Raw genomic sequence first — 18,399 nt, forward strand, 5'->3', positions numbered from 1 at the left:
CCTGCACCCGATAGCGCCGTGTTCGCCTTCCACACGATCTGCCGGACGGCCGAACGGCCCGCGCGACGAGACGATATGGAAATCGGGGCCCGGGGGTCCCATCTCGCCCGTGCTGCAGCAGGAATCGCACGGGTGTCAGGCCGCGTGGCCTGGGGGGCCGGGGCCGTCAGCCTCCATTCGGGCTCCCGCAGTCATCAGCGGGCCGCATGGTCGACTTCGAGTCCTTGAGCGTCTGATTGAGGTTATAGAAGTTCTGTGTGCCGAACTCTGACACCGAGGTTAAGGTTCCTTCGTGGTCGCGAGTCCACGAATTGCCGCGCGTGTCACTGAAGGTGAGGCCCTGGAAGGTGGCTTGGGTTTTACCTTCCTTCGGGAGGTCCCAGTCCACTTCCCAGAAGACTGACGGTGAGTTGAGGACTACCTCAGTACAGGGTGGTAGCGGCGAGAAAGCCCTGAGCTGGAAGGCGTCCTCTGAGGAACCAGGCTTGAGGCCCGCGTAGCTCAGGCTCCATCTGGGCACGGGGTCGAGCGACCTGTTGATTACGTGCAACTTCACTTTGCGGATGTCCCCCTCTTTGAGGGCCTGCTCCGGCTCCTCCTCCCAGTAGGTGACCTGCCAAGCCTGGGTGGCCTCCTGCTGCTTCGAGTCACGCTCAAGGGCGGCGCGCGTGTCCTGGGCAGTTCGCCACGTGGCATACGAGGCAACGCCTCCCACGAGCAGCCCGGCCGCAGCGGCGACGGCAGATATGAATGTCCCCCAAGAGGTCAGCCACCGAGAGACTCGCTCAGCCCTGTCATGGGGCGCCGATACGCTCTGGCCATCGCCCGTTGCCGATGGAGGCTGCGAGCGCGTCCGTCGCGGTCCGTGGTAGCCCCTCGCCCCTGCTCCGCTGCGACGCCTTGGCGCGTTCCTCACGTGCTCCCCCTTTGAACCGCTGTGCTGCAAACCCATTACCCATAGCGCCAGTTGGCGCGCCCAAGTATTTTCCTGCAGGGGGGGCACAGTCCCAAGCCAGAGCCCTCAGGCTCGCGTTCCAGAACGGGCGACAGCAGGTAACTGCCGTCCCACTTCGTGGACCGGGTTCCGGGCCGACAGGAGGCCGTCGGTCCAGTCGTTGCCGTCATCGCCGCTGGATCACAGATGGACGGGCACGCCCATGACGTCCTTGCTTGCGGGCCTGCGGGCCGGGGGGATCAGTCGCCACGGGTGCGCCTGCAGGGTGTTCCGGATGCGCTTCAGGCACCGCAGCGAGCCGACGCGGACGTAGAGGATGCCGAGGTAGCAGAAGAACGTCACGCCCGTGAGCCCGCCGACGGCCTTGGGCTCGGCCTTGCCGAAGACTCCGGTCGCGCCGAGCGCGCTGAGTGTGAAGAACACCAACAGCCACAGAACGGTCCACAGCGTCAGGCTCAAGCGCACCCTGCGCCGGGCCTTCATCCAGGCCACCCGCGTTCCCGGGTGATCGAAAGCGCGTTTGCCCAACGGAAGTTGTGCTTCCTGGCTCTTCACGGGCCCTTTCTCGCATACGGGTCCTCCCCGGACCTCACGCCAGACTTTACTCATACATTAAGCTGCCGCCTCGGGCAGCGCCTCGTACGGAAGTCCGTTCTGCCCGCAATGGGTCGTTTTCTCGCTTCACTCGCCACCGGAAAGGGTCGTTTCATGGGGGACCATTTCAAGACCGATACGGATCAGCTGGACAGATTCGTCAAGTCGTTGCAGCGGTCTATCAAGGACTTGGATGAAGCGCGTAAAGCGTTGTCCCATGTCCGTGCCGACCAGATCGGGACGGAGCGGCTCGATGAGGCGTGTGACACCTTCCAGGAAAAGTGGAAGTACGGGTCCGAGCAACTGAGCGAAATGATCGGCACGATCAGCGAGGGCGTAAAGGCCAACAAGCTGAGCTACGAAGCGCTTGAGGAGAACCTTTCCAAGGCCCTCAAGAAGTTGGAGGAAACAGCGACCTCCAACGGTGGGGGGAAGTAAGAGATGGCTGCCAATCCATATCCGAACCTCGGCTGGAATCCGGTCCCCGGCGTCCCCGGTGAGGTCTCCGCACTGCAGCGGAAGGTGAAGGCCGCGGCGACCGCGCTGAACAGCTCTCACCAGCAGATCGAGCGGCTGCTCGGCGAGAGCAGCCACTGGGAGGGCGAAGCGGCGGACGCGTTTCGCGAGGCTCTCGACGGTGATCTTCCGCTGTACATGAAGAATGCCGCGCATTCGCTGGAGAAGGCCGCCACCTGGCTGGGAACCTGGGACGGCGACCTCTCCTCCCACCGTGATCTTGCGAAGAAGTACGACGACGAAGCCGGCGAGAAAAAATCCGCGGCCGAGAAGGCCAAGCAGAGTCATGACGAGGCCGGGAAGAACCCGGATCTCCAACTCGGTGGGAAGGAATACCCCACTCAGCAGGAGGCGGATTCCGCCACGTCACGGCTGCGCGCGGCTGAGCGTTCGCTGAACGAGGCGGCAACTCACCTCAACAGCGCCAACACGGCGTACAAAGACGTCATCGGCAAGGCGCGAGAGCTCGAAGGTGACCACAACGACCGGGCCAACATCGTCGCCGGCAAGCTCGATGAGGCCGACGACAAACTCGCCCCGAAGGAACCGGGATGGTTCAGCAAGACCCTTGATGCCATCGGTGAAGGCATCAAGAATATCGGCGAGTTCATCCTGGAGCACGCCGGGACCATCGCCGCCATCGCGGGTCTGCTGGCGCTTTTCCCCACGCCGCTGGCACCGCTTTTCGCCGGTATCGCGGTCGGCGCCAGTGCGTTGTCCATGGGAAAGAACCTCGCCAACGAAGACTTCCGGGACTCACTGATGGGCGAACACGGCTGGAAGGAAGGGCTGACCTCATGGGCGTCCGTCGGCGGTGACGCCCTCGGAATGGTGCCCGGAGTCGGTGCTCTCGCCAGGGCGGGCAGTGAAGCGGGGCTCGCGGCGGCGGTCGCCAGGGAAGGCGGCGAGGCCATGTCGCTCGGTGCGAAGGCGAGTTCCTTCGCCAGCGAAGTCGTGCCCGCATTCTCGTTCAAGGCGCTCGACGTCGCCACCAGCGCCAAAACGTTCGACTTCGCCGTCAATGGTGTCAACGTCGCGGCGAATACGGCATCTTCGTTGGAAAGCCTCGGCGTACTTCCGGACGGCGGTATCGGGCACGACACCGCCGAAGGAACCAAGGCCGTCGCGGCCGGAACCGGGGCAGGGGGCGCCTTCACCGAGATCGCGACTGACGTGGGCGAACTCGCAAGGAGCATCCGACTGTGAATGACCTTCTCGATATCGCCGAGCCCGAGCTGAAGCCGGCCTTCTGGTACGGACTCCCGCACGGCTACCGCCAGTTGGACCTCCAGCCGACCGCTGAGGGCCTCACGGAGCTGGCGCGGCAGATCAATGAACTTCCCGCTGAGGCCCGCGACCGCGCCGACCAGGTGTTTCGGCTGTACGCCATGGTCGTGATGATGCTGCAGAAGCAGCAGGTACAGGGCTGCGCGCTCGGGATGCACCCCGACGACAGCGGCGGCGCCGCGCTGTCCGTCCTCACGGTCTCCAGTGTGGCGACGACAGGGGTGAGCCCCAAGGTGGTACTCGCCAAACTGCTGGACGACAGCACCGCGACCGGCGTCGACAGCGGCGTACGTCCCGTGGAACTTCCCGTCGGCACCGGCTTTCTGATCGAGTCGGAGCACCGCACGGTGGCACCGGGCGTGCCCCCGGAAGGCCAGGAAGAGCCCCTGGAGGGAACGATCTGGCGGGGAATGGTGGCGATACCGGACACCACCTCGTCGTCGGTCATCACCGTGCAGATGGTCACCGGGTCGCTGGAACTCGCCGATGACTACCGCGAGGTGCTGCTCGGCACTGCTCGTACGGTGACCTTCACCGACCCGGCGGCGGCCGAGGGGCAAGTCGGGTCCGGGTCGGCCGCCCCCGGTACTTCCCCTGGCTCCGCCGAGGACTCGATCAGGAACGCATTCGGATGAACCCACGAGAACGAGGAGGAAACGCCGTGCCAGAGCTTTCAAAGGTGCTTTACGCGACCGACGGGACGGACTTCCAGGGAGCAGTGAAATACCACTACTCCCTCGCACTGAAGCGCGCCGCCAAGTTCCTCGTCATCTTCGTGCCCCTGTTCGTCCTCAATTTCGTACTGCGGCTCGGCTACCTGCTGCCGCTGCAGATCGTAGGATTCCTGGGCGCCGTGATCACGCTGATCGTCTTCTCGTCGCATGTGTCCTGGATCCGGAGATGCGCGCGGGTGTTCCGCAGCTATCCCCTCGAATTCCGCGGCCCGGTCGACAAGGTGCGGATCGACAGCAGGAAGTTCCTGCTCGGCTTTGGCGAGGAGGGCGGTGGCGACCGTCCCCGGTTGATGGCGCTCGCCCCGATGGGGCGCGGCGGCCGGCCGGCGGATTTCCCGCACGGGATCTGGTTCGCCGGTGATGACGCGTTCGGAGGCGCCGCCATCGTGGCGGGCAGCGGCGAGTTGCTGTTTCTGCAGCCCAGCGACTGGGGTCGTACGGCCGAGGAGCGAACGAACGCCGGGGAGGAACGCGCCGAGAAGGCGCGCCGCGCCGGGATCAAGGGGCGGGTCGTCCTCCGGTAGCTCGTCGGTGGTTCTTCCGCCGCTCACCTGGCGAAGGCCCGCGGAGTGCAAGAGTGCTCACCCCGTGGGCCTTCGTTCTGCCGGTGCCGGTCCTGTTGGTTCCGCCGGACATGCCCCTCCTGCTGGTCCCGCGGGGCCCCGAGGTCAGGTGCGGTCCGCGGCGATGTGTAGGAGTGGAGCTGCCCTCGCGGTACGCCGTGAGGAACGGGTCCTCGATTCCGGTGCCCACCACGGACCGCGCGCGTAGCCCTTGTCGCCCAGGACGTGAGACGGCCGCGCCTGGGGCTGCCCCGGGCCGGTGAGGAGCGCTCGGGTCGCTTCCGTCGCGGCGGTGAACTGGGTGCATGGCGCCGTGGCGCCGACGACCTGCTCCGGCTCTGACCTCCCCCGACGGCCATGGCGTAATCCGAGGAGCTGTGGGTCATGCAACGCATCGCCGACCATCCAGGTCGGGTGGACTCTTCGCGCGCCGACAACTCAACGCACCATCGAGAGTGCTGGACGAGTCCCGTGAGCCCGACCCGGCTGATCCGCCCCACTCGAGCCGTCCGGTCGCTCTCCGTGGTCGGGAGTTGCCCTTGTCCCACCACCCAGCTGCGGGAGCGCTCGCTCGGGAGGACGATAGGAGCAGTGGCAAGGCGTCATCTCCACGCCACGCCCACGGTTCCCACCGGGAGCCCACCCCTACCTACACGAGGCACGAGCATGGGGAGCAAACCGACCTTCTTCGAACTGGGTGTGGCCGACCCGGAGCGTGGTCGTGTCTTTTACGGCGCCCTGTTCGGCTGGACCTTCGAACCTGGGCCGACGGGCCGCGGGTTCGCCATCAGCACAGACGGCTTGCCGGGCGGCATGCACGGTGGCGACACGGGCGCCTCGCCCTATCTCTTCTTCCGGGTCGACGACCTGGACGCCGCGGTCGCCAGGGTGACCGAGCTGGGCGGCACGATCGAATACCTCGGTGAGGGCGGGGGCGAGGGCGGGGACGAGGACGCGGAGTCGATCGCCCGGTTCGGCCGGTTCAAGCTGTGCCGCGACGACCAAGGGTCCGCGTTCGGGCTCCACCAGCCACCCGAAGGCGGCTAGCACTCGGCGCCACTCGTGAACGAGGCCCATGCGTCCCATGTGTGTTGAACAGCGGTTGCTGGAGGGGTTGTTGACGGTGGCCTCGGCCCCTGCTGAGCCTGGTCGTCGAGCTGCCCGTCACCAGCGTCGTCGCGCTGCACGACCTGCATATCTGGCGGCCATGTACTGCGACCAGGTCGTCGTGCTCCAGCGGGGCCGGGTGGCGGTCGCCGGCGCCCCGGGCGCCACGCATCCGCTTGTGCGTACGCCCGGCCCGGGTTCAGCCCAGGAACGTCGCGATGCCGAGGCGGAAGTCGTCCAGGGAGACCGCGGGCCGGTCGTTGTACCTGGTCGCTTCCCGCATCGGTGCGAGGGTCGCGGCCACAGCGCTTTTCACGGCGCGCACCGCGGCCGGCGGCTGTTCTGCGGTGCGGGCCACGGTGCGCTTGGTGAACGTGGTCAGCATGGGACCGGGCAGGTGCCAATCGGCCAGCCCGGCCGCCACGGCGGCGGGACCGTCCAAGAGGCGCCCGGTGTAAAGGAGTTGGCGGGTCGTCGATGGCCCGGCCAGGGCGACCATGCGCGCCGCGAAGGACGGGCTGGCCATGATGCCCAGGCGGGCGATCGGCATCCCGAGGCGGGCCGAGTCGGCGATGAAGCGCAGGTCGCAGGCCAGGGCGAGTTGGCAACCGGCGCCGGCGGCGACGCCGTGGATCTCCGCGACCACGGGGACCGGGCACTCCTCCACGGCGCGGAACGCCGCCTCCATGCGGGCGAAGGAGTCCTCGATCCTCTCCGGCTCCGCGCCCGTCCACTCGGTCATGTCCGACCCGGCGCAGAAGGTGTCCCCCCGCCCCCGGATGATGACCGCCCGTACGGCGTCGTTGCCGCCGAGTTCTCGGATGGAGCGCTCCACCTGCGTCCAGCCCTCGCCGGTCAGGGCGTTGCGCTTCGCCCCGCTGCCGATGGTGACTTCGGCGACCGGTCCATCGGCGCGTGCTTCGACGAGCGGGGCCGACTGTTCGCGCGGGGTGGCGTGTTGGAGTTCGGCAGTCATCGTGCCGCCCCCCGGGTCCGCAGGTCGGCGATCCCGGCGGCGTCCACACCCAGCGCGGCCAGGATGTCATCGGTGTGCTCGCCGTGCCGGGGCGGGGCGGAGCGGACCTGCGGGGGGCTGGCGGACAGCTTCACCGGCGAGGCGACGGTGCGCACGGTGCCCGCGGTGGCGTGCTCGGTCTCGGCGACCATCCCTCGGGCGACGACCTGCGGGTGGGCCAACGCCTGGTCGACCGTGTTGATCCGGCCGGCCGGCACGCCCGCCTTCGCCAGTACCTCGGTCCACTCCTCGGCGCTACGGGCTTCGAGGGCCTCCTCGATGCGGGGCAGCAGTTCGTCGCGGTTGCGCACACGGTCCGGATTGGTGGCGAACAGAGGGTCGTCCACCAGGTCGCCGAGCCCGACCGCCGGTGCGAATCGACGCCACAGGCCATCGTTACCCACCGCGATCATGATGTGGCCGTCGGCGGTCGGGAACGCCTGGTAGGGGACGATCGTCGGATGGGCCGAGCCGTAGCGGCCCGGTACCCGGCCGGTGGCGAAGTAGCCGGAGGAGATGTAGGTGAGCCAGGCGATCTGGCCGTCCAACAGCGAGACATCCACCCACTGGCCGTGGCCCGTCCGCTGCCGCTCGTGCAACGCCGCGAGTATCCCGATCGTGGCCCACATCCCGGCGGTCAGGTCCGCGCCGGAGACCCCGAACCGTACGGGAGGCCCGTCCGGTTCGCCGGTCACGCTCATCATCCCGGACAGGGCCTGGGCGATCGCGTCGTACCCGGGCTCTTCCCTGTACGGGCCGGTCTGCCCGTAACCGCTGATGGAGGCGTAGACGATGCCGGGATTGACGGCGGATACGTCCTCGTGACCGAGGCCGAGGCGGGCCGCGGTCCCCGGGCGGAAGTTCTCCACGATGACATCGGCGGTGCGGGCCAGCTCACGCACCAGCTCCCGGCACTCGGGGTCCTTCAGGTCGACCGCGAGGCTGCGCTTGTTGCGGTTGACGCTGAGGAAGTACGCGGCCTGATCGCCTTGGTACGGAGGGGCCCATGCGCGGGTGTCGTCCCCGCCCCGGTGATCCTCGATCTTGATCACGTCCGCACCGAGATCGGCCAAGGTCATCGTGGCGAACGGGCCGGACATGATCCTCGACAGATCGAGCACGCGGAGCCCGGACAGGGCACCGGCGTGGTCCAACCACTGTGCGGGCTGTGCTGATGCGTCCATGGGTTCTGCCTCCAGGAGGGGCTGGAAGTGGATGAGAAGTGGATGAAGGGGCGGATGGGGTGGTCGGTACGAGGCGACGGGTGGCTCAGTGTGTAAGTGGATGAGCCACTTAGCCATTAGGCCGCTCGCGGCAGATCCTGATATCTTGGCGGTCGGCCTGTCAAGGGGGTTGGGTGTCCACTTCTGATTCGTTGCGTCCGGTAACCCGGTCACGTCTGTACGAGCAGGTGGTCGCCCAGCTACGGGAGTACGCCGAGGCGGCCGGACTGAAGCGCGGGGACCGACTGCCCTCCGAGCGAGATCTCGCGGAGCGGCTGGGCGTCAGCCGGGCGTCGATCAAGCAGGCCATCGTGGTGCTCGAAGTGCAGCAGCTGGTGGAGATCCGCCACGGCGGCGGAACCTTCCTGCGCCAGGACCGGCTCAGCGCCGAGCCGGTCGCCGTACTGGTCGAGCGGCGGCGCCGGCTGCCCGATGTTCTCGACGCCCGCGAGGCGCTGGAGACGAAGCTGGCCGAACTCGCCGCACGGCGCCGGACCGAGGACGACCTCGCCGCCATCGACGCCGCCCTGGAGACCATGCGCGCCGAGGTCGAGGGCGGCTCTCTGGGCGAGGAGGGCGACCGACTGTTCCATGCCGCCGTCACGGCCGCCGCGCACAGCGAACTGCTGGCCGAGTTCATGCGCGAGATCGCCGAGCAGATCGCCGAGAGCCGCCACGAATCGCTGCAGCAGCCCGACCGCCCCGCACAGTCGCTCGCCCAGCACACGCGGATCGCCGAGTCGATCCACGCACAGGACCCCGAGGCGGCGGTTGCCGCCATGCGCGACCACCTGGAGATGGTGCGCAGGGTGCGGCTCTTGAACTGGAAGCCTGACGCGGACAGTTGATGGCGAAGGGCTGAACGCAGACCGTTGAGAGCGGACGGCTGCAATCCGGGCCGGTCATGGTCGCGGCGGGGAACCGTCCCCGGCCCGCCCCGTCGGCAGGCGCGTGTGGGACGGGAGCCGCGACGGCCCCGACATGACGTCAGCCCAGGTTCGGGACCACGAAGGCGAGCCACATGGCCAGAGGTACCGCAGCCACGATGACTCCTCCGTAGGCCAGCAACTGCCGGTAGAACACGTCCCGGTCAACCCCCTTGGCGTTGGCCATGACGATCGCACCGTTGGTGGAGAACGGGCTGACGTCGACCACGGTGGCCGATACGGCCAGCGCGGTGACCATGCCGATCGCTCCGATACTGCCCTGCAACAGGAACGGCACGGACAGCGGGATGAGGGCGCCCATCAGAGCCGTCGAGGAGGCGAAGGCCGACACGATGGCGCCGATGTAGCACAGCAGCAACGCGGCCAGCAGCGGGATGCCGACGCCCGCGACGGCCTTGCCCGCGTAGTCGATGGTGCCCATCTCTTCGAGCACACCGACGTACGTCAGCACGCCGCAGATGAGCAGCACAGTGGTCCAGGCGACTTCGGACGGGGCCTTGCGGCCGGCCTTCGGCGAGATCACGCTCAGGACGACGGCGACGGTGATCGCCACCAGGCCGACGTTCAGGTCGAAGGCGAGGGTGCTCACGGCCAGCACCGCCAGGCCCAGCAGGGTCATGATCCGGTCCCGGTCGAGAGTCACGGCTTCGGGCTCGCGGACGTCGTCGGAGCCGTCTCCGGGTTCCGCGGCTTCCTCGGCTTCCTTCGCTTTCGACGGCTCGACGCCGGCGCTGCCGCCTCCTGAACTCCTGGAAGTTCCGCCGAGAGCGCCATGGGTCACGGCACCTGCCGACGACATCTCGCGGTCGCGGACTTCGGTCACGGCGCCCTGTTCGGCGCGTACCAGGCGCAGACCGCCGAGGAGGACGAACACGATGCCCGCGATCAGCGTGTTCACCACGAGGCTTCCGAGGAAGAGCACCAGCGGGCTGCCGGGCAGGTGGTACTTGTCGACGACGCCGTTGACGATCGTGCCGTAGATGCTGATCGGCGAGAAGGAACCGGCCTGGGTGCCGTGCACCACCATCGTGCCCATCAGCAGCGGGTTGATCCGGTAACGGGCCGCGAGGCCGAGGGCGATGGGCGCCACGATCGCGCACGCGGCCGGGCTGACCGCGCCGATCGCCGTGAGCAGCGCACCGATGCCGAACATCATCCACGGGATGAGCGCGATCCGGCCCCCGACCAGCCGCACCGCCCGGTGCACCAGCCAGTCCGTCGTGCCGTTGGCCCGGGCGATGGCAAAGAGATACGTGACCCCGACGAGCACCACGAACAGGTCACCGGGGAACCCCGCGAAGATGTCGTCCTCGGAGAGCCCGCCCACCAGTCTCCCGACCAGGAAGGCAGCGGCAAAGGCCAGCACGCCCATGTTGATCGACAGCATCGTGGCGACCGCGAATGCGATCACCAGTACCGCGATGGACATCAACTCAGGTGACATCTTGCCTCCTTGACTCCCCTGCCGGCCGCTCCCGCCGAGCCTGGCGCACAGCAGGTATACGGCGCGGCTGATACAGCGCGGCTCACTGCGGACCCGCCACAGATTGGCTAAGTGGCTAGACCACATTGATATCGCGCGAGGGTGAAGTCAATGGGTGGGAAACGGTGGAGTCGAGGGGGCGAGGGGCCTGGGGCGAGCGAGTCGAATTCAGGGCGGGCCGCGGCCGGGCGGCCCGCGGGGAGGGAGCGCGCTTCCGGCAACTACTCGTCCTCCGAGTGGTGACCACTCGGCTTCGAGCCGCAGATTTCGGAGAAGGGGAGATGGGGAGATGAGGCCGAGTCGGTGACGCATCGGGCGTTGCTGCGGCGGAGAGGGTGGCGAGGGATTCCCGATCAGGGATGCCCGAGTCTTCCCGATTGCCGGACTCCGGGCCTCCGCCGTCCGGCGTGGGTGCGTGTGACGTGACCCAGTGTGCTGATCGCTCGTCACATTGCGTTGAACGATGGGCAGTTGGCGGGCCGTGCGGGACCGTCGGGCCGGCCCTGAGCCCCTGACACTCGTCGCCGCACCACCCGCCCCTCGCCCAACAGCAAAAGACCGGACACGCGGCCATGTGGCCAGGTGCCCGGTCCGGGGTCGAGGTGGCTCAGGGCGGTCAGCCGTCGAGACGGACCGGCAGTGAATCGATTCCGTAGACGATCGAAAGCTTTCGGAATTCCAGCTCCTCCGGTTCGGCGACCAACCGCATATTGGGGAACCTTCGCACAAGTGCCGGATACGCGGCCCGCAGTTCCATACGCGCCAACTCCGCGCCGACGCAGCGATGTATTCCGTAACCGAACGCAAGGTGCGAGGGGACATTGCGTTCGGGGTCGAACTGCTCCATGTCCGGCCCCAGTTTGCCGTCCCGGTCCGCGCCGCTCAACGAGCACAGCACCACATCCCCGGTGGCGATGTGCACGCCCCCGATCTCCAGGTCCTCGCGCGCGAAGCGCGGGAACGCGACCTGCACGACGGTGAGGTAGCGCAACAGCTCCTCGACATAGCGGTCGACGACCTCGTCCCCGTCGTTCATGGCCGCGAAGTGCTTCGGGTCCTGAAGGAGCACCAGGGTGCCGAGGGCCAGCATGCTGGCCGTGGTCTCGAAACCGCCGGTCAGCACGCCGTCGGCCAGGCCGGCCAGCTCCTCGTCGCTGACCGAGTCGCCGTGCTCCTTGACGATCATGCCGAGCAGGCCGTCACCAGGGTTTTCCCGCTGCTTCTTGACGATGTCCCGGAAATAGGAAAGGGATTCCGATATGGCGCCGAAAGATGCATTGGCGCCGCTGAAAAGGTCGAAACGTGCGGCACTGAGCCGCTCGAAATCCGCTCGGTCCTCATACGGCACGCCGAGCAGTTCACAAATAACCAAAGAAGGAATAGGGAGGGCGAATGAGTGGACAATGTCCACCGGCTCGCCATTCTTTCCGGCCTGCTCCATCGCGTCGAGACGTTCCTCGACGATCTCGTGAATACGCGGCGTCAGCCGGCCGAGCCGGCGCATGGTGAATTCCGGGGTGAGCAGGCGGCGCAGCCGGGTATGCACGGGCGGGTCGGCGAATCCGAGGCCGCCGGGATTCTGCTCCGCCCCGGCCCCCGCCTTGCCGACGAGATTGGTGAAGTCGGAGCTGAAGGCGTTCGCCTTCCCGAGTACTGCCTTGACCTCGTCGTAGCCGGTGACCAGCCAGACGTTGGCGGCTATGGGTACGGGAAGCCGGCTGATGGGCTCCTTCTCCCGAAGGGCCCCCAGGTCGTCCACAGGGTCGAGTCCCTCGCGCCGCAGCGGCATCAGGACAGACTCGGGCAAGAAAGACATTCGAGACAGGTCGAAGCCTTTCTTCTGTGTTCTCGCCAGATACATACGGCCGGCCCAGGCGATGATCCGGGAACGGAGAGTCGTCATGACGCTAATACTGCCTTTCGTCGAGGGGGACGGTCCCCCGCGCTCGGCGGCCCCAGAGGGCCGAGAGCGGCACCGGGCCTCCACTCGGCGTGCACGGATGTGACATACGCCATAGCCCCTCGCTCGCGGCGGTCATGGCTCAGGTCCATGCCATCGACCGGTGTTCGGTCGTCCGCTTCTGCGTGACGAGCTCGGCCTTCTTCTTTTTGTTCGGACCGAGTTTACAAACTGCCATTGACCTCGTTCGCAGAACAACCCTGGACCGCCCCTGGGAAGACCCTGAAGTTGCCCCTACGGCTCCCTACGACTCGGCCTCCGGGCGGCGGACCGCCCGGCACTCCCCCCGTATCCCCTCCCGCGCTCCTTTGACCCCCTGCGCCCCACCGCACTACCGCGGACGTGCAGTTACACCGCACCGGCCACCTCCACCCCGTGACCGACGGCCGCGACGCCCGGTCCACAGGCGCCGCCGTCCCTCCAGGGGCGTGGGTGGCGAATATCTCTTGCATATATCTCGCCTGCGGACCCCGTAGCAGTTCCGCCCTGGGCGGGCGCAATTTCGAACGGGACAACCGGACGCGGCGGGGACGACGTTGACCCACCGCATCCCACCTGCGGCGCCACAGGGACCGGCGGAGCACGGGCCGGCCCACCGTCGGGCGACACCCATGCGCCCCGAGAGGCGCCCCACCCCGACCCTCATCGCGGAAAGTGACGAGTTGCAGACCCTACGCAGCCTCCTTAGCGTGAGGTCTGCGAGCCAGGTAAAAGCGCAACAAAGCGTCATATAGCCGTACTCGCAGCCGGGCTGGGGCGCCGGCGTCGCGCACACGCGACGCGGCTCCCTCACCGCCCTTCCTTCTACTACGCCCGGCGCCCCCACCTCATTCCACAGGGATTCTCCCTTCGCAGGAGGAAGCACATGTTCCCGAAGTCGAAGTCCGGCAAGCTCACTCTCTGCGTCCTGACGGGCGCCTTGACCACTGCCGTCGCGGCCGGCCCGGCCCTCGCGGCCGACAGTGGTGGCGGTCACGCCCCCTATAAGGGCCGCGTCATCGCCAAGACGGGCCTGCTGGTCCGCTCGGGTCCGAGCACTCACCACCGGGTGGTCGGCTCCAACCCGTACGGCAAGATCGTGCACATCGTGTGCAAGGTGAACGGCGAGAACGTCAACGGCAACCCGCGCTGGTACAAGCTCAGCGACGGCAAGTACACCTGGTCCTCCGCGCGCTACATCGTGAACATCGGAAAGGCTCCCCGCTGGTGCTGACCTGAGCGGCGGAGGGTGACCCCACACCCGTACGCCCCGGCCACCTCGCGTGGTCCGGGGCGTACGGGTATGCGCATGCGCGGCGGCGGGCACCGAAGGGGCGCGGACCGGGGACGCGTGCCCGGGGCCCGCGCGGCCCGGGTGACGCCACGCCTCCCACCCCGAATACCGTATCCGGCATAACGGAAATATGGCCCGCTGCTTGCTACGTTGCCAGGCATGACGGCAACGGCAACGGCGGCCACCGCGCGCCCGGCGGACACTCCCCCACCCCAGCCGCCGTCACCGAAGCGACGAGGCATCGAACTGGCCCTGCTCGTGGGCGCCGTGCTCCTCAGCGTCTGCGGGTATGTCGCCGTGGGAGTCGCCAGGACCCATACGGTCCCCAGCGGCGCGGCCGGTTACGGCGCCGGGCTCGGCGGCCTCGCGCTGCTGGCCCATCTCGCGGTCCGCTTCCGCGCCCCGTACGCCGATCCGCTGCTGCTGCCCATCGCCGTACTGCTGAACGGCCTCGGCCTGGTAATGATCTTCCGGCTCGACCTGGAGACCCCGGAGGACCAGGCCGCGCCCATCCAACTCATCTGGTCCACGGTCGGCGTGCTGCTGTTCACCACGGTGGTGGTGCTGCTGCGCGACCACCGCATGCTCCAGCGCTACGCCTACCTCTGCGCCGCGCTGGCCCTGCTGCTCATGATCGTTCCGATTCTCTTCCCCGCGGTCAACGGCGCCCGGATCTGGATCCGCGTCGCCGGCTTCTCCATTCAGCCCGGCGAGTTCGCCAAGGTGCTGATCACCGTCTTCTTCGCGGCCTGTCTCGCCGCGAACCGCAACGCGCTCGCGCACACCGGCCGCGTCCTGGGCAGACTGCGGCTCCCCACCGGCCGGGTGCTCGGCCCGATCGTGGCCGTCTGGCTGATCAGCGTCGGAGTGCTGATCCTGGAACGTGATCTGGGCACCTCGCTCCTCTTCTTCGGGATCTTCGTCGTCCTGCTGTACGTGGCCACCGGGCGCCTGGGCTGGATCGCGGTCGGTCTGCTGCTCGCGGGCATCGGGGCAGCCGCCGTCGGCACCCTGGAGCCGCACGTCCACAGCCGGGTCGAGGACTGGCTGCACCCGTTCGCCGGTATCGAGGCGGGCGAAGGACCCGGTCAGCTCGCCCAGTCGCTGTTCGCCTTCGCCGCGGGCGGGATGCTCGGCACCGGCCTCGGCCAGGGCCACTCCTACCTGATCGGCTTCGCCATGAAGTCCGACTTCATCCTGGCGACCTGCGGCGAGGAGCTGGGGCTGGCGGGGCTCTCCGCGCTCTTCGTGCTCTACGCCCTGCTGGTGGCGGGCGGCTTTCGCGCCGCACTCGGCCTGGGCGACGCCTTCGGCAGTCTGCTGGCCGTCGGGCTCGCCGTGCTGCCCGCCATCCAGGTCTTCGTCATCGCGGGCGGGGTGATGGGGCTGATCCCGCTGACCGGCATGGCGATGCCCTTCCTCGCGCAGGGCGGCTCCTCCGTCGTCACCAACTGGATCATCATCGCGCTGCTCCTGCGGCTCAGTGACCGGGCTCGCGCACCCCGGCCGGAGCAGAGCGGGGCGGCGGGCGACGGGCGGGCCAAGGGGCCGGCAGATCCGGGCCCGCCCACCTCGTGCGCGCCGCCGTCCCCGCCCCTCCCCGGCCGCCCCGGCACGCCCGGCGGCCCCGGTGTCACACTCGGCCCCGGTGGTCCCGGTGGTCCCGGTGGTGGCGCCCTCGGCCCCGCCGTCACGCAGCCCCCGGCCGCCCCGGAGCCCGGCCGGTGATCCGCGGCATCCGGCACACCGCCGCCTTCTCCTTCCTCCTGCTCCTCGCCCTGCTGGGCAACGCCGCCCGGGTGCAGCTCTTCGAGGCCGACGTGTACGCCGGCAACGACGCCAACCGCCGTGCGCCGATGGCGCGTTACGGGCAGCCGCGGGGTGCGATCCTCGTCGCGGGCGAGCCCGTCACCGGCTCCCGGGACAGCCGCGGCCGGCTGCGCTACGAGCGGACCTACGCCGACGGGCCGCTCTACGCACCGGTCACCGGCTACTCCTCGCAGATCTACGGCGCCTCCCAGCTCGAAGGCGCCGAGGACGGCATCCTCTCCGGCACCGACCACCGGCTCGCCACCTTCCCGTGGTGGGACGACCTGACCCGCGGCCGCCGGCCGGGCGGCAGCATCGTCACCACCATCGACCCCGCCGTGCAACGCGCCGCGTTCGACGGGCTGGGGCGCAGGAAGGGCGCGGTGGCCGCCGTCGAGCCGCGCACCGGCCGCATCCTGGCGCTGGCCAGCACGCCGTCGTACGACCCCGCCGAGCTGTCGGGGAACGGGACATCGGTCAGTGCGGCGTGGCAGCGGCTGAACGCGGCGGCCGACCGGCCGATGCTCAACCGGGCCATCGGGCAGACGTATCCGCCCGGCTCCGTCTTCAAGGTCGTCACCGCGGCTGCCGCGCTGGAGAGCGGCAAGGTGACCGACATCGAGGCGCCCACGGACTCCCCTGACCCCTACCTGCTCCCCGGGAGCGGAACCCTTCTCGGCAACGCGGCGACCGGCTGCGAGGACGCCGGCCTCAAGGACGCCTTCCGGGTCTCCTGCAACACCGTCTTCGCCCGGCTGGGCGCCGAGGTCGGACTGCGCGGCATGGCGGAGACCGCCCGCAGGTTCGGCTTCAACGACGCCCACCTGCGCATCCCGTCACCGGTCGCGCCGAGCCGGTTCGACCCCCGGATGGACGCGGCGCAGGTCGCGCTCTCCGCCATCGGGCAGTACGACACCACCGCCACTCCGCTGCAGATGGCGATGGTCTCGGCGGCGGTGGCCAACAGTGGGGTGCTGACGCCGCCGTATCTCGTCGACAGGCTGACCGACGCGAGAGGGAACACCGTCTCGGCCGGACCGCACCGTTCCGCGTGGCAGGCGGTCGGCCCGGTCGCCGCGCAGCAGCTCCAGGACATGATGATCGACGTCGTCGAGCACGGCAGCGGCCGGCAGGCCGCCATCAAGGGCGCCCTCGTCGGCGGCAAGACCGGCACCGCACAGCACGGGGTGCGCAACGCGGGCACGCCCTACGCCTGGTTCATCTCCTGGGCCAGGGCGAAGGCCGCCAACGAGCCCGCGGTGGCGGTGGCCGTCGTCGTTGAGGACGCGGCCGCGGACCGCGCGGACATCAGCGGCGGCGGCAGCGCGGCGCCCATCGCCCGCGCGGTGATGAAGGCCGCGCTGTACTGACGGCGCGCGGGCCGGCGAGATCGGGTGAAGGCCGGTGAGAGCCGGTGGAGCCCCGCGGATGTCGCCGTCACCGCCACAATGGCGGTATGGCTGACACCGAACCGTCCCCGCGTCCGGCTGCGTCCCCGCTGATGACTCTCACCGAGGTGGAGGCCGTGGCCCGGCAGGCGCACTCGGGGCAGGCCGACAAGGCGGGACGCCCGTACGCCGAGCATCTGGCCGCGGTCGCGGAGGGCGTACGTGTCCGGGGCGGCAGCGACGAGCAGATCGCCGCGGCCTGGTTGCACGATGCCGTGGAGGATGACGCGCTGTCCCGCGCCTGGCTCGACGGCGCGGCGCTCTCCCCCGCCACCAAGGACATGATCCTGGCCGTCACCAAGCGTCCCGACGAGCCGGTCGAGGCGTACACCGCCCGCATCCTGGCCACGCCCGGCGCCCTGCTGATCAAGGAGGCGGATCTCGCGCACAACGCCGATCCGGTGCGGCTGGCCGTGCTGGAGCCGGCCACGCGGGAACGGCTCACGGCGAAGTACGCACGGGTGCGGTCGCTGTTGGGCCTGGCCTGAGGCCACAGCTGGGAGCCGGGGCGGCCCGGCCGCCAGCTGTGGCCCCTGCCCCGTTCCGCACATCGGACACCCAGCCAAGAACGTGCATGGGGCAGCTAGTCTGCGCCGATGACCGTTCCGCAGCCCTCGCAGTCGTCGCCGTCGCCGCAGCAGTTGCCGTCACAGCTCGCGCGGCCGGCGCCGTCCCCGGACGCGGGAGCGGCCCGCGTGATCGTCGCTCTGGACGGTGTCGGCGTCCGCCGCCACACCTCCGGTCAGGTCATCCTCGACGCCGTCGACTGGACGGTGCGGTCCGGTGAGCACTGGGCGCTGCTCGGCGCGAACGGCGCGGGCAAGACCACCGTCCTGCGCCTGGTCGGTGCGCTGATGTTCCCCACCGTCGGCACCGTCGAGGTGCTCGGCCACCGGCTCGGCTCGGTGGACGTCCGCGAACTGCGCGCCGCCATCGGGCTGGTCACCGGCGCGCAGAAGGTCCCGCAGGACGCGACCGGGCACACCGTCGTACTGACCGGCGCCACCGGCACCGTGCAGCCGCTGTGGCGAAAGTACGACGACGCCACCCGCGAGCGCGCGCACGAGCTGCTGGCCGAGCTCGACTGCAAGGAGCTGGCGGACCGGCCGTTCGGCGTCTGCTCCGGCGGTCAGCGGGCCAGGATCATGATCGCCCGCGCCCTGATGGCCGACCCCTCCCTGTTGCTGCTCGACGAGCCGTTCAACGCGCTCGACCTGCCGTCCCGCGAGGACCTGATCGACGTACTGCACCGACTCGCCCTGGTCCGGCCCGAGTTGGCGACCGTGACGGTCACCCATCACCTGGAGGAACTCTCCCCCGCCATCGACCACGCCCTGCTGCTGCGCGACGGCCGGGTGCAGACGAGCGGCCCGGTGGACGAGGTGCTGACCGGCGAGCGGATGACGGCGTGCTTCGGCCGCCCGATCGAGGTGTCCCGGCACGAGGGCCGCTGGCTGGCCCGGTCGGGCAGGCGCTGAGCACCAG

17 protein-coding genes are annotated in these 18,399 nt (G+C 69.1%); 11 read left to right on the plus strand and 6 right to left on the minus strand.

What is annotated here, in order from left to right; all coding sequences use genetic code 11:
* Window positions 1–166 precede the first annotated feature (166 nt).
* Together ACH4FH_RS23955 and ACH4FH_RS23960 are read right to left on the minus strand one after the other, a co-directional pair.
* Entirely contained in the window at window positions 167–715 is a 549-nt protein-coding gene (locus ACH4FH_RS23955; RefSeq protein ID WP_398557924.1) for a hypothetical protein, read from the minus strand.
* A gap of 420 nt (window positions 716–1,135) precedes the next feature.
* Window positions 1,136–1,447, minus strand: a complete 312-nt coding sequence (locus ACH4FH_RS23960; protein WP_398557925.1) for a hypothetical protein — start codon at window positions 1,445–1,447, stop codon at window positions 1,136–1,138.
* A gap of 216 nt (window positions 1,448–1,663) precedes the next feature.
* Here ACH4FH_RS23960 and ACH4FH_RS23965 point away from each other — a divergent pair, with 216 nt between their 5' ends.
* The 5 genes from ACH4FH_RS23965 (at window position 1,664) to ACH4FH_RS23985 (ending at window position 5,696) form a co-directional block, all read left to right on the plus strand.
* The gene (locus tag ACH4FH_RS23965) at window positions 1,664–1,987 is read left to right on the plus strand and encodes a hypothetical protein (protein WP_398557926.1); all 324 of its coding nucleotides are present in this window, start codon (window positions 1,664–1,666) and stop codon (window positions 1,985–1,987) included.
* Window positions 1,988–1,990: 3 nt separating this feature from the next.
* Window positions 1,991–3,271: a putative T7SS-secreted protein gene (locus ACH4FH_RS23970; RefSeq protein ID WP_398557927.1), complete on the plus strand. Its 1,281-nt coding sequence runs from the start codon at window positions 1,991–1,993 to the stop codon at window positions 3,269–3,271.
* On the plus strand, window positions 3,268–3,987 hold the full coding sequence (locus tag ACH4FH_RS23975; RefSeq protein ID WP_398557928.1) for a hypothetical protein: 720 nt from the start codon (window positions 3,268–3,270) through the stop codon (window positions 3,985–3,987). The genes ACH4FH_RS23970 and ACH4FH_RS23975 overlap by 4 nt, the downstream gene beginning before the upstream one ends.
* Before the next feature lie 26 nt (window positions 3,988–4,013).
* The gene (locus ACH4FH_RS23980; protein ID WP_398557929.1) at window positions 4,014–4,610 is read left to right on the plus strand and encodes a hypothetical protein; all 597 of its coding nucleotides are present in this window, start codon (window positions 4,014–4,016) and stop codon (window positions 4,608–4,610) included.
* Between the two features lie 705 nt (window positions 4,611–5,315).
* Window positions 5,316–5,696, plus strand: a complete 381-nt coding sequence (locus tag ACH4FH_RS23985) for a VOC family protein (protein ID WP_398557930.1) — start codon at window positions 5,316–5,318, stop codon at window positions 5,694–5,696.
* A 259-nt stretch (window positions 5,697–5,955) separates the two neighbouring features.
* Here ACH4FH_RS23985 and ACH4FH_RS23990 read toward each other — a convergent pair whose 3' ends face one another.
* Together ACH4FH_RS23990 and ACH4FH_RS23995 are read right to left on the minus strand one after the other, a co-directional pair.
* Window positions 5,956–6,732: an enoyl-CoA hydratase/isomerase family protein gene (locus ACH4FH_RS23990; RefSeq protein WP_398557931.1), complete on the minus strand. Its 777-nt coding sequence runs from the start codon at window positions 6,730–6,732 to the stop codon at window positions 5,956–5,958.
* Window positions 6,729–7,955: a CaiB/BaiF CoA transferase family protein gene (locus ACH4FH_RS23995; protein ID WP_398557932.1), complete on the minus strand. Its 1,227-nt coding sequence runs from the start codon at window positions 7,953–7,955 to the stop codon at window positions 6,729–6,731. The genes ACH4FH_RS23990 and ACH4FH_RS23995 overlap by 4 nt, the downstream gene beginning before the upstream one ends.
* Window positions 7,956–8,128: 173 nt before the next feature.
* On the opposite strand from ACH4FH_RS23995, the gene ACH4FH_RS24000 reads away from it, so the two are divergent.
* On the plus strand, window positions 8,129–8,842 hold the full coding sequence (locus ACH4FH_RS24000; RefSeq protein WP_398557933.1) for a FadR/GntR family transcriptional regulator: 714 nt from the start codon (window positions 8,129–8,131) through the stop codon (window positions 8,840–8,842).
* Between the two features lie 139 nt (window positions 8,843–8,981).
* On the opposite strand, the gene ACH4FH_RS24005 is transcribed toward ACH4FH_RS24000, so the two are convergent.
* Window positions 8,982–10,385 carry an SLC13 family permease gene (locus ACH4FH_RS24005; RefSeq protein ID WP_398557934.1) on the minus strand — a complete coding sequence of 468 codons (1,404 nt, stop codon included), beginning with the start codon at window positions 10,383–10,385 and terminating at the stop codon, window positions 8,982–8,984.
* 655 nt (window positions 10,386–11,040) lie between these two features.
* A complete protein-coding gene (locus tag ACH4FH_RS24010) occupies window positions 11,041–12,327 on the minus strand; it encodes a cytochrome P450 (protein WP_398557935.1) in 1,287 nt (428 codons plus the stop codon).
* A gap of 922 nt (window positions 12,328–13,249) precedes the next feature.
* On the opposite strand from ACH4FH_RS24010, the gene ACH4FH_RS24015 reads away from it, so the two are divergent.
* The 5 genes from ACH4FH_RS24015 (at window position 13,250) to ACH4FH_RS24035 (ending at window position 18,392) form a co-directional block, all read left to right on the plus strand.
* Window positions 13,250–13,597 (plus strand): SH3 domain-containing protein, encoded by a 348-nt coding sequence (locus tag ACH4FH_RS24015; protein ID WP_398557936.1) that lies wholly within the window; start codon window positions 13,250–13,252, stop codon window positions 13,595–13,597.
* A gap of 219 nt (window positions 13,598–13,816) precedes the next feature.
* Window positions 13,817–15,385, plus strand: coding sequence for an FtsW/RodA/SpoVE family cell cycle protein (locus tag ACH4FH_RS24020; protein ID WP_398557937.1), 1,569 nt, complete (start codon window positions 13,817–13,819; stop codon window positions 15,383–15,385).
* Window positions 15,382–16,836 (plus strand): penicillin-binding transpeptidase domain-containing protein, encoded by a 1,455-nt coding sequence (locus ACH4FH_RS24025; protein ID WP_398557938.1) that lies wholly within the window; start codon window positions 15,382–15,384, stop codon window positions 16,834–16,836. Before ACH4FH_RS24020 ends, ACH4FH_RS24025 begins: the two co-directional genes overlap by 4 nt.
* A gap of 86 nt (window positions 16,837–16,922) precedes the next feature.
* The gene (locus tag ACH4FH_RS24030) at window positions 16,923–17,402 is read left to right on the plus strand and encodes an HD domain-containing protein (RefSeq protein ID WP_398557939.1); all 480 of its coding nucleotides are present in this window, start codon (window positions 16,923–16,925) and stop codon (window positions 17,400–17,402) included.
* Window positions 17,403–17,510: 108 nt separating this feature from the next.
* Window positions 17,511–18,392: an ABC transporter ATP-binding protein gene (locus ACH4FH_RS24035; protein ID WP_398557940.1), complete on the plus strand. Its 882-nt coding sequence runs from the start codon at window positions 17,511–17,513 to the stop codon at window positions 18,390–18,392.
* Window positions 18,393–18,399: the final 7 nt, after the last annotated feature.

It is taken from the genome of Streptomyces sp. NPDC017993 (assembly GCF_044328065.1).
Lineage (GTDB): Bacteria > Actinomycetota > Actinomycetes > Streptomycetales > Streptomycetaceae > Streptomyces.

Coding starts and splice junctions, on each gene's coding strand:
- ACH4FH_RS23965 (WP_398557926.1), top strand. CDS start 1,664: ATGGGGGACCATTTCAAGACCGATACGGATCAGCTGGACAGATTCGTC.
- ACH4FH_RS23970 (WP_398557927.1), top strand. CDS start 1,991: ATGGCTGCCAATCCATATCCGAACCTCGGCTGGAATCCGGTCCCCGGC.
- ACH4FH_RS23985 (WP_398557930.1), top strand. CDS start 5,316: ATGGGGAGCAAACCGACCTTCTTCGAACTGGGTGTGGCCGACCCGGAG.
- ACH4FH_RS23990 (WP_398557931.1), bottom strand. CDS start 6,732: ATGACTGCCGAACTCCAACACGCCACCCCGCGCGAACAGTCGGCCCCG.
- ACH4FH_RS23995 (WP_398557932.1), bottom strand. CDS start 7,955: ATGGACGCATCAGCACAGCCCGCACAGTGGTTGGACCACGCCGGTGCC.
- ACH4FH_RS24005 (WP_398557934.1), bottom strand. CDS start 10,385: ATGTCACCTGAGTTGATGTCCATCGCGGTACTGGTGATCGCATTCGCG.
- ACH4FH_RS24010 (WP_398557935.1), bottom strand. CDS start 12,327: ATGACGACTCTCCGTTCCCGGATCATCGCCTGGGCCGGCCGTATGTAT.
- ACH4FH_RS24015 (WP_398557936.1), top strand. CDS start 13,250: ATGTTCCCGAAGTCGAAGTCCGGCAAGCTCACTCTCTGCGTCCTGACG.
- ACH4FH_RS24020 (WP_398557937.1), top strand. CDS start 13,817: ATGACGGCAACGGCAACGGCGGCCACCGCGCGCCCGGCGGACACTCCC.
- ACH4FH_RS24030 (WP_398557939.1), top strand. CDS start 16,923: ATGGCTGACACCGAACCGTCCCCGCGTCCGGCTGCGTCCCCGCTGATG.
- ACH4FH_RS24035 (WP_398557940.1), top strand. CDS start 17,511: ATGACCGTTCCGCAGCCCTCGCAGTCGTCGCCGTCGCCGCAGCAGTTG.